The organism is Elstera litoralis (genome assembly GCF_000963705.1).
GTDB classification, from domain to species: Bacteria; Pseudomonadota; Alphaproteobacteria; order Elsterales; family Elsteraceae; genus Elstera; species Elstera litoralis.
In genome coordinates, this window is the sequence record NZ_LAJY01000203.1 from 1 (window position 1) to 9370 (window position 9370).

A 9370-nucleotide genomic window follows, 5' to 3' on the forward strand; every position below is an offset into this window, starting at 1 on the left:
CGAGCCGCGAATCAGGCGGTCATAGGCAATGACCTTAATGCCGCTATCGGCAGCTTGCTTCAGGGCCGAGGTTAGGGTCGTGCCGTCGATGGCGGCGATCACCAGAACCTTCACCTTCTTGGTAATCATATTCTCAATCTGCGCGAGCTGATTGGGAATATCGTCTTCAGCATACTGAAGATCGGTCTTATAGCCGCGCTCTTGGAAGGTTTTGACCATGCTGGCCCCGTCGGAAATCCAGCGGGCCGACGATTTGGTCGGCATGGAAATGCCGATCAGGCCCTTATCTTGGGCGCTTGCCGAAGCGGCAAAGGCCATCACGCCGACCGCGACTGCGGCGACTAGGTTTTTGAACGCTGCCATGTTTCTCTCCCGAACATATTGATTAATCGAGTTTTTATTTGAACTCAAAAACCCGAAGGCTACTCAGTTTGCACTCCCGGCAGTCACCCCACTGCCGGTCGATGCCGGAGTTTCGGGCCGCGTCTTACGGCGTTTCCGCAATCCTCAGACCAATTCCCCGTTACGGCAGACGGTCGAATTTTTTTGATATAATTGTCAAATACGTATTAGCGCAGTTAACATATCGTATCTGGTATATCGAAAAGCCCCCCACGAGAGAACCCACCGTGACCGAAACCCCCTGGAGCGAAGACCCCGCCGACCTGATTGCCGAAGGCACCGCCTCCTTGCTGCGCGCCGGGCTGAAACTCGGGCATTTGCGCCTGATTGTCGCCCTGGACGAGCAGGAGAAAGTCAGTGCAGCGGCGTCTCTCCTGAACATAACACAACCGGCGGCCTCGCGCATGATTGCGGAGATTGAGAGCATTCTCCAAGCACCCCTGTGCGAGCGGTTGCCGCGCGGCGTGATCCTCACCCCCATCGGCAAAGTGCTGGCGCGGCGGGCGCGCTCGGTGTTGCTGGAATTGCGCGAGGCTGAACGGGAGGTGGCGGATTTGCGCGCTGGGCGCGGCGGCTCGGTCTTTCTCGGCGCGGTGACGGCTCCGGCCATTGAACTTGCGGTGCCGGCGATTGCGCGGGCGCGGGCGCTGTACCCGAAAATGGATATTAATATTCAAGTGGATACCAGCACCGTGCTGGTGCGCGAACTTTTGGCCTCGCGGCAGGATTTCATCATTGCGCGCGTACCGGACGATCTCGACCCGCGCCTGTTCCGCACCAAAATGCTGTCGTCGGAGCGCGCCTGCCTCGTGGTCCGGCGCGATCACCCGTTGATCGGGCAAGGCGTGGTGCGGCTGGAGGATCTCACGCAGTTCGACTGGGTGATGCAGCCGAGCGGAACCCTGCTGCGTCGCACGGTGGAGCGCGTCTTCATGGCCCATAACGTGCCGCTGCCGTCGCGGGTGCTGAACACAACCTCGCTGCTGCTCTCAATGGTGCTGGTGGCCGAAACCGACGCGATCACGCCGATTGCTTACGATATGGCGCGCTTCGTAAACCGCCCCGACAAGCTCGGCGGGCGCATCGATATTCTACCGCTGCCGGTCGATATTTGGGTGGAACCCTATAGTCTGATTACAGTGCGCGACCGGGGCCTGTCGCCCGCCGCCGAGGTGCTTTACCAACTGGTCGAGGAAGAGGCGGCGCGCAGTGCCAGCGCGCCGCCGTGAGCGCTGGATTAAGGCGCGGCTTGGTAGGTCGTCTTCACAGTGGTGTAGAATTCCGCCGCGTACCGGCCTTGCTCGCGCGGGCCGTAGCTGGAGCCTTTGCGACCGCCGAACGGCACGTGATAATCGACGCCCGCCGTCGGCAGGTTAATCATCACCATCCCGGCTTGGGCATGGCGCTTGAAGTGCGTCGCATACTTCAACGAGCTGGTGCAGATGCCCGACGACAGGCCGAACTCGGTATCATTCGCCGCCAGCAACGCCGTTTCGTAATCCTTGACGCGGACCACCGAGGCGACCGGGCCGAAGACTTCTTCGCGGTTGATGCGCATAGTCTGGGCCGTTTCGGTGAAGAGCGCCGGAGACAGGTAATAGCCTTCGGTTTCCCGGTTCAGCCGCTCGCCGCCGCACACCAGCTTGCCGCCTTCTTCGCGGGCGATGTTGATGTAGTTCAGATCCTGTTCAAGCTGCGATTCCGAGGCGACCGGACCCATTTCCGTGCCCGCTTTCAAGGCGTTATCGATCTTGAGGGCTTGTAGCTTTTCTGACAGCGCCGCAACGAACTTATCGTGGATCCCATCGGTGACGATCAGGCGCGACGAGGCGGTGCAGCGCTGGCCGGTGGAGAAGAAGGAGCCGTTCAGCGCGGCATCGACCGCAACAGTCAGATTGGCGTCATCGAGCACAACGAGCGGGTTCTTGCCGCCCATTTCGAGCTGTACTTTCTTGCCCGTGGCAAAGGCCTTCGCGCCAATGCTGCGCCCGGTCGAAACCGAGCCGGTGAAGCTGATGGCGCTGATTTTCGGCGACGACACGATGGCCTCACCGACAACGGAACCGCGCCCCATGATAAGGTTGAACACGCCCTTAGGCAGCCCCGCTTCGTGTAGCAGCCGCGCGATTTCCCACGAACAGCCGGGCACAAGATCGGCGGGCTTCATCACCACGCAGTTGCCGAACGCCAGCGCCGGAGCGATTTTCCAGGCCGGAATGGCGATGGGGAAGTTCCACGGCGCGATGAGGCCGATAACGCCGAGTGGCTCGCGCGTGACATCGATATCAACGCCCGGACGCACCGAACCGACGTGCTGGCCTTCGATGCGCAAGGCTTCGCCCGCAAAGAATTTGAAGATATAGCCGGCGCGCATCGCTTCGCCGATGCCTTCGGCGAGCGGCTTGCCTTCTTCGCGCGACAGCAGGCGACCGAGCGCGTCCTTCTGGGCCAAAATGGCACTGCCGACGCTATCGAGAATATCGAAGCGGCGCTGAACGGTGCTGGTCGACCAGGCCGGAAAAGCGTCATGGGCGGCCGTGATGGCGGCTTCCGCCTGGGCGGCGTCGGCTTGGGCATAGCGGCCGACCACATCCGACAGATCGGACGGGTTGATATTATTCTGCGCGCTGGCCCCCAGCACCCATTCGCCATTGATATAATTCGGATATTGATTATCGATCATCGACATAGCGTGATTCCTCGCTGCACAAGATTAGTTTAGGCCCCAGGCGAGCGCCGGGGACCGGAAAGCCAAATCGAACGTCGCCCATGGGGTGAGCTAGGCGCAGCCAAATCGCGCGCATGCTGCAAAACCGCAACCCCGAAGGCAAGTCCCCATGCGGCATAGCACCCGTGCGGATGGGTAAAAAACCCGTTGCGCTGGGAACATGATTGGGGATAAACAAGAACAAAAAGGGAGTTAAGCGATGGCCGACCAACTGTCGCCCGAAGCCAGTGCCGAGGTGCGCGCCGAGGTTACGCGCCTGATCGAAGCCGATTCGGCCCCGCCGGTTTTGGCCGCGCAGTGGCTGGAAACGCCGCTCGGCCCGATGCTGACGATTGCCGGGGCCGATGGATTGCATCTGCTGGAGTTTCTCGACCGGGCGATTCTGTCGCGCGAACTCACCCGGCTGCGGCGGGAGATCGGCAATATCGGTTTCGCCCCCACCCAGTGCTGACCGCGCTCGCCGCCCAACTGGCCGAGTATTTCGCCGGGCGCAGCGCTGTTTTTGACCTGCCCCTGCATCCGCTGGGGAGCCCCTTCTATCATTCGGTCTGGGCCGAGTTGCGGCAGATTCCGGCGGGGACGACCGAATCCTACAAGGGGTTGTCGCTGCGTATGGGTAAACTGAGCGCGATTCGCGCCGTGGCGCAGGCCAATGGGGCGAACCCGATTAGCATTCTGATTCCCTGTCACCGTGTTATTGGGGCCGATGGTAAACTGATCGGCTATGGTGGCAAGCTGTGGCGCAAGCGTTGGTTGCTCAATCACGAACGGCATTTCACCCCACCCCCCGACTTGGAGACACAGACTGATGGCTTCCTTCCCGGCATACGCTGAAACCTTCCGTGCCCTGCACCAGCCCGGCGATCCGCTGGTCTTGACCAATATTTGGGATGTGGGCAGCGCCAAGGCGGTCGCGGCGGCAGGCGTTCCGGCGCTCGCGACCGGCAGTTGGGGCGTTGCTGCCGCCCAAGGGTTTTCCGACGGCGAGGCCTTGCCGCTCGATGCGGTTCTGGCGCTGGTTCGCAGCATTACGGCGGCGGTTCCCTTGCCGCTGACCGTCGATCTCGAAAGCGGTTACGGCAAAACCGCTGGTGAGGTTCACGAAACCGTGGCTCAGGCGCTGGCCGCCGGGGCGATTGGTTTCAATCTCGAAGATAGTCTGCCGGGCACTGCTATTCTGCGCGACCCGACCGAGCAAGCCGCGCGCTACGCCGCTGCCCGCCGCGCCGCCGAGGAAGCGGGCGTGCCCGTTTTCCTCAACGCCCGCACCGATGTTTTCTTCGTAACGCCCGCCGACCTGCACGGGCCGGATCAAGTGGCGGAAGCTTTGGCGCGCGCGCGGATCTATGCCGACGCGGGGGCCGATGGCATTTTCGTCCCCGGCCTTGCCGATGCGGGGTTGATCGAAGCCTTCACCAAAGCCTCGCCCTTGCTGGTCAATATCATGGCGACCGACCACACGCCGCCGCGCGCTGTTTTGGCCGCGCTCGGCGTGGCGCGCATCAGCCACGGGGCGAACCCCTACCGTCAGGCAATGGCCTTCCTCACCGAGCGCGCGCACGCCAATCAAGCTTAGTCCTTCCGGTCGTAGTTCTGCGAACAGAACGGCCCGCCCTGGAAGCGCACGGCAATATCGCTCTGGTCGCGCTGGTCGCCATTCGGCAGCAGCGTGGCCGCGAAGCGTTCGGAATTATCCTTCGGCGTCCAGGTGACATACTTGGTTTTGCTATTGTCCCACCACGTGCGGTCGTTCGCCGAAGCCCCGTAGATAATCTCGAAGCCGAGCTTCGGCGCGGACAGGCAAGCTTCAAGCAGACTGAGGAGGTCTTCATAGGCAAGCCAAGTCGACAGATGGCGCGCATCCTTCGGTTCGGGAATGGAGGTGCCGATGCGCAGGCAGGCGATTTCGAGCCCGTGCTTATCGACATAGAGACTGGCGAGATTCTCGCCGAAGGCTTTCGAGACGCCGTAGAACCCATCGGGCTTCATCACCGACTCGGCGTCGAGTTTTGTGCTGGTTTCGTGGAAGCCGATGACATGGTTCGAGGAGGCGAAGACGATGCGCTTGATGCCGTTCAGCTTGGCCGCCTCGAACACATTATAGGTGCCGAGAATATTAGCGGACATCACGCGATGGAACGGCGCTTCGATCGACTGGCCGCCGAAATGCAGAATGGCGCTGGACTGCGCGACCATCCGTTCGACAGCAACGCCATCGGCGAGATCGCATTGCACGAAGGTTTCGCCCGGCAGAAGATCGGTGATTGGGGCAACGTCGCTGCTAATCAGGCTGCCGTAGCGCGCCAGCAATTGCGGGCGCAGCCAGCTACCGAGACCGCCGGCGGCGCCGGTGAGCAGAATGGGTTTCGTCATACTGAAATCCTCTAGAAGCGCAAGGGTTCGCCGAAACGGGCAATCGGGGCGCCGGCGACCGGCATGGACATCATGAACAGCCCGCCCGACAGCGGCGCGGCTTCGAGCTTTTCGGGCGAGAGCCCGGCGCGCAGGCTGGTGAAGAACAGGGTCTTCAAATCGCGCCCGCCGAAGCAGGGCATGGTCGGCGCGGGGACGGGCAGGGGAATTTTTTCCACAATCGCGCCGCTGTGGTCATAGCGGTTAAGGCAGCCCGCCGAGACGCCGCAAGACCAATAGAAACCTTCGGCATCGCAGGCCCCACCATCGGGGCGGCCAATGGCTTCGTCGGGCGTGGCAATGCGGGTGCGGTTGGAAATCGCGCCGGTGGCGGCATCGAAATCCCAACGATCCAGCCAAATCCCGCGCGAATCCGAATGGAACAGGCTTTTGCCGTCGGCGCTCCAGGCGAGACCGTTGGAGACGGTTACTTGATCGATCTTCTTGTCGGCCTTGCCGTCCGGGGTGACGCGGTACAGCGCGGCGATGGGCTGCTTGCCGGTGGGGCGGTCGTCCATCGAGCCGACCCAGAAAGCGCCATCCGGCCCCATTTTGCCGTCGTTGAGGCGATTGGTGTCCATGCCGGGTTCGGGATCGACCAGTAGGGTCAGCGTTTCGGTGGCGGGATCGAAATAATGCACGCCATAGGGCAGGGCGACGAGCAACCGGCCATCCGGGCACAGGCCGAGCGAACCGATGGCGGCGGGCAGCGTCCAGCTTTGCACAGCGCGCCCGGTCAGATCCGCGCCCAAAGTGATGCGCGACAGTTTGCCGGCGATGATATCGACCCAATAGAGGCTATCGGTGGCGGCATCCCAAACGGGGCTTTCGCCCACCGTGGCGCGGGCATCCACCAGACAGGTGATTGAAGCGGACATGCGACGTTTCCTCATAAAACCAAGCGCTTTTAGGGTCGAGCCCTGCGTTAGCTTGTTATAGTTGTCAAACAGATGCGCCGCAATACGGTAAAAAACTGCGCGCGAGGGGATAGGTGCCTTGTCGGCCCGGTACCTTCCTTTCTATACTCATCGGAGGGCAGAGCGACAAGGCCCAACTTATTATAATAAGTGAGCGTGAGAATGGCCGAACTTCGGCGACGGGAAACCTTAACGGCAAAATTGGTGCAAACCTTGGGCGAACGGATCGCCAAAGGCACCTATCCGCGCGGCGATAAACTGCCGAGTGAGATTGAAATGATTGAGGAGTTTGGTGTCAGCCGCACGGGTGGTGCGCGAGGCGATTGCGACGCTGAGGGCGAACGGGCTGGTCTCGACCCATCAAGGTGTCGGCGCGTTTGTTCTGCAAAGCGATATCGTCCAGCCGTTCCGCATCGAAGAAGCGCATCTCGATGTGGTGAAAGAGGTTCTGTCGGTGCTCGAATTGCGCATCGGGTTTGAAGCCGAGGCGGCGGCGCTCGCGGCCCAGCGGCGGCAGGAAAGCCATTTGACGGCGCTGCGGGCCTCGCTTGAGCGGATGCAGCGCGCCATTGCCGTGGGCGAAGATGCCGTGGAAGCCGATTTGGATTTCCACCGCGCCATTGCTGAGGCGACCGAAAACCGCCATTTCGTCAATTTTTTCAATTATCTCGGGGCATTACTCATTCCGCGCACGCGCCTGCAAACCTTCCGCCTGCAAGACCAGTCGCGCACCGCCTATCTTGAGCGCGTGAACGGCGAGCATGAGGCGATTTTCCAAGCCATCGAGCGCCAGGACAGCGATTCGGCGCGCGCGGCGATGCGCGTGCATTTGGCCGGAAGCCGGGAGCGGTTGCGCCTCAGCTTGCGGGAAGTCACCAATCTTCCCACCTAAACGCCGATTGGCGCAAGCTTCGATCGGTTTTAAGGGAAAGATGATTTTTTTAAATCTCCAACTTGTATGATGACATAGGAGATGTCATAGTCCTGTCACCCTATTCGTCCCCGAAAGCGCGGCGGCGGAGGGTGGAACCCCTGCCGCTGTAGAGGCGGGGGACTTATCTTTGGAGGACGCATGGATCCCCTGGCTCTTAAGAACGTGCTCGACAGCGGTTTGCTGTCGTTTCCGCTGACCGATTTCGATGCGAGCGGCAATTTCAAAGCCGATACCTACCGCGACCGCTTGAATTGGCTGATGCCCTATGGCGCGTCGGCCCTGTTCGCGGCGGGCGGCACTGGCGAGTTTTTCTCGATTACCCCGGCGGAACATGGCGAGATTATTCGCGTCGCCGCCGAAACCTGCAAGACCGACGTGCCGATTATCGCCGGCACCGGCTACGGCACGCGCCTTGCGATTGAATTGGCGCAGCAGGCCGAAAAAGCCGGCGCGGCGGGGCTGCTGGTACTGCCGCACTATCTGACCGAAGCCGATCAGGAAGGCGTGCGTCAGCATGTCGTCGCCATTTGTAAGGCGGTCAAGATTGGCGTGATCGTCTACAACCGCAACGTCTGCCGCCTGGGGCCGGACGCGCTGGCGCGGATTGCCGACGAATGCCCGAATTTCATCGGCTTCAAGGATGGGTTGGGCGACCTCGAACTGATGGCGAGCATCCGCCGCAAGTTGGGTGATCGGGTGGCCTACCTCGGCGTCTGCCGACGGCGGAACTGTTTGCCGAAGCCTATAATGCTATTGGCGTGCCGGTTTATTCCTCGGCGGTGTTCAACTTCATCCCGCGCACGGCGGTTGAATTTTACAAAGCCGTCGCGGCGCGCGATACGGCAACGACCGGGCGGATTCTCGATGAATTCTTCCTGCCTTACGCGAAGATCCGCAATCGCAAGGCGGGCTATGCCGTGAGCATCGTCAAGGCCGGGGCCACGATCGTCGGTAAAACAGCCGGGCCGGTGCGCACGCCGCTGATCGATCTGACGGAAGCCGAAAGCGCCGAATTGAAGGTGCTGATCGACCGGCTGGGGCCGCAATAGTCTCAGTCGCTATAATCTTGTCATCTTGTTTGACAGATTATGGAGGGGGGTTTAGGGTTCAGTCAACAACGCCGGTCTGCCGAGACAAAGGGCACAAAGCCATCGCAGCCGGACCATATGGGAGAGAAACATGAAGTATTCTGCGTTGCTTGCGACGGCTGCCGTCGCTTTGGCCTTGTCGTTGCCCACGATGGCGCGTGATTTCCGCTCGTCGGATGTGCATCCCAAAGAATATCCGACCGTTCAGGCCGTGATTTACATGGGGAAGCTGATTTCGGAGCGCACGGCTGGCAAATATGACATTAAAGTCTTCCCGCAAAGCGCCCTTGGCTCGGAAAAAGACACGGTTGAGCAAACCAAAATCGGCGCGCTCGATATGGTGCGCGTGAATACCGCCGTTTTCACGGCCATTGCGCCGGAAACGCTGGTTCCGTCGCTGCCCTTCCTGTTCAAATCAAAGGACCATATGCGCCGGGTGCTCGACGGGCCGATCGGCGAAGAAATTCTGGCGGCGCTGGAGCCGCAGGGCTTCGTTGGCCTCGCTTTCTACGATAGCGGCTCGCGCTCGATTTACACGCCGAGCAAGCCGATCAAGACCGTTGCCGATATGAAGGGCCTCAAGGTCCGCGTGCAACAGTCCGATATGTGGGTATCGCTGATGCAAGCCCTGGGCGCAAACGCCACGCCGCTGCCCTATGCCGAAGTCTATACCGCGCTGAAAACCGGCGTCGTCGATGCGGCCGAAAACAACTGGCCGTCGTATGATACGTCGCGCCACTTCGAAGTCGCCAAGTTCTATAGCCTCACTGAACATTCGATGGCCCCGGAACTTCTGGTTTTCTCGAAGAAGATTTGGGATGGGCTTTCGGCGGATGAACGCAAGATCATCCGTGAAACAGCTAAACAATCGGTTCCTCATATGCGCAAG

General features: G+C 60.9%; 11 protein-coding genes and 2 pseudogenes. 9 read left to right on the top strand and 4 right to left on the bottom strand.

Going from position 1 to position 9370, the window contains the following annotated elements:
* Window positions 1-363, bottom strand: a 363-nt coding sequence (locus tag VZ95_RS08885; protein ID WP_045775537.1) for a substrate-binding domain-containing protein, incomplete at its 3' end; no start/stop codon positions are given.
* 266 nt (window positions 364-629) lie between these two features.
* Here VZ95_RS08885 and VZ95_RS08890 point away from each other — a divergent pair.
* Window positions 630-1631 (top strand): LysR family transcriptional regulator, encoded by a 1002-nt coding sequence (locus VZ95_RS08890; protein WP_045775538.1) that lies wholly within the window; start codon window positions 630-632, stop codon window positions 1629-1631.
* A gap of 8 nt (window positions 1632-1639) precedes the next feature.
* Here the strand turns inward: VZ95_RS08890 and VZ95_RS08895 are convergent, their stop codons facing one another.
* The gene (locus VZ95_RS08895; RefSeq protein ID WP_198148181.1) at window positions 1640-3091 is read right to left on the bottom strand and encodes an aldehyde dehydrogenase family protein; all 1452 of its coding nucleotides are present in this window, start codon (window positions 3089-3091) and stop codon (window positions 1640-1642) included.
* 238 nt (window positions 3092-3329) lie between these two features.
* Here VZ95_RS08895 and VZ95_RS26870 point away from each other — a divergent pair, with 238 nt between their 5' ends.
* The 3 genes from VZ95_RS26870 to VZ95_RS08905 are packed head-to-tail and all read left to right on the top strand — an operon-like array spanning window position 3330 to window position 4706.
* Entirely contained in the window at window positions 3330-3581 is a 252-nt protein-coding gene (locus tag VZ95_RS26870) for a hypothetical protein (RefSeq protein ID WP_052711623.1), read from the top strand.
* Window positions 3575-3964, top strand: a complete 390-nt coding sequence (locus tag VZ95_RS26875; RefSeq protein ID WP_052711624.1) for a methylated-DNA--[protein]-cysteine S-methyltransferase — start codon at window positions 3575-3577, stop codon at window positions 3962-3964. Before VZ95_RS26870 ends, VZ95_RS26875 begins: the two co-directional genes overlap by 7 nt.
* Complete coding sequence (locus VZ95_RS08905; RefSeq protein ID WP_045775539.1) at window positions 3939-4706, top strand: isocitrate lyase/PEP mutase family protein; 768 nt, start codon at window positions 3939-3941, stop codon at window positions 4704-4706. Before VZ95_RS26875 ends, VZ95_RS08905 begins: the two co-directional genes overlap by 26 nt.
* On the opposite strand, the gene VZ95_RS08910 is transcribed toward VZ95_RS08905, so the two are convergent.
* Together VZ95_RS08910 and VZ95_RS08915 are read right to left on the bottom strand one after the other, a co-directional pair.
* Entirely contained in the window at window positions 4703-5503 is an 801-nt protein-coding gene (locus VZ95_RS08910; RefSeq protein ID WP_045775540.1) for an NAD-dependent epimerase/dehydratase family protein, read from the bottom strand. The two genes, VZ95_RS08905 and VZ95_RS08910, sit on opposite strands and share 4 nt — an antisense overlap.
* A gap of 11 nt (window positions 5504-5514) precedes the next feature.
* Window positions 5515-6420 carry an SMP-30/gluconolactonase/LRE family protein gene (locus VZ95_RS08915; protein ID WP_045775541.1) on the bottom strand — a complete coding sequence of 302 codons (906 nt, stop codon included), beginning with the start codon at window positions 6418-6420 and terminating at the stop codon, window positions 5515-5517.
* 201 nt (window positions 6421-6621) lie between these two features.
* Between VZ95_RS08915 and VZ95_RS29230 the strand changes: the two are divergent.
* The 5 genes and pseudogenes from VZ95_RS29230 to VZ95_RS08930 all read left to right on the top strand — a co-directional run.
* A pseudogene (locus tag VZ95_RS29230) lies at window positions 6622-6711 on the top strand (hypothetical protein); the annotation flags it as partial.
* Between the two features lie 40 nt (window positions 6712-6751).
* Window positions 6752-7351 (top strand): FadR/GntR family transcriptional regulator, encoded by a 600-nt coding sequence (locus VZ95_RS25375; RefSeq protein ID WP_232302565.1) that lies wholly within the window; start codon window positions 6752-6754, stop codon window positions 7349-7351.
* A gap of 180 nt (window positions 7352-7531) precedes the next feature.
* Window positions 7532-8035 (top strand): annotated as a pseudogene (locus VZ95_RS28130) (dihydrodipicolinate synthase family protein); the annotation flags it as partial.
* A gap of 137 nt (window positions 8036-8172) precedes the next feature.
* Window positions 8173-8442, top strand: coding sequence for a beta/alpha barrel domain-containing protein (locus VZ95_RS28135; RefSeq protein ID WP_269747090.1), 270 nt, complete (start codon window positions 8173-8175; stop codon window positions 8440-8442).
* Between the two features lie 130 nt (window positions 8443-8572).
* A partial coding sequence (locus VZ95_RS08930; protein ID WP_045775542.1) for a TRAP transporter substrate-binding protein occupies window positions 8573-9370 on the top strand: 798 nt, incomplete at its 3' end.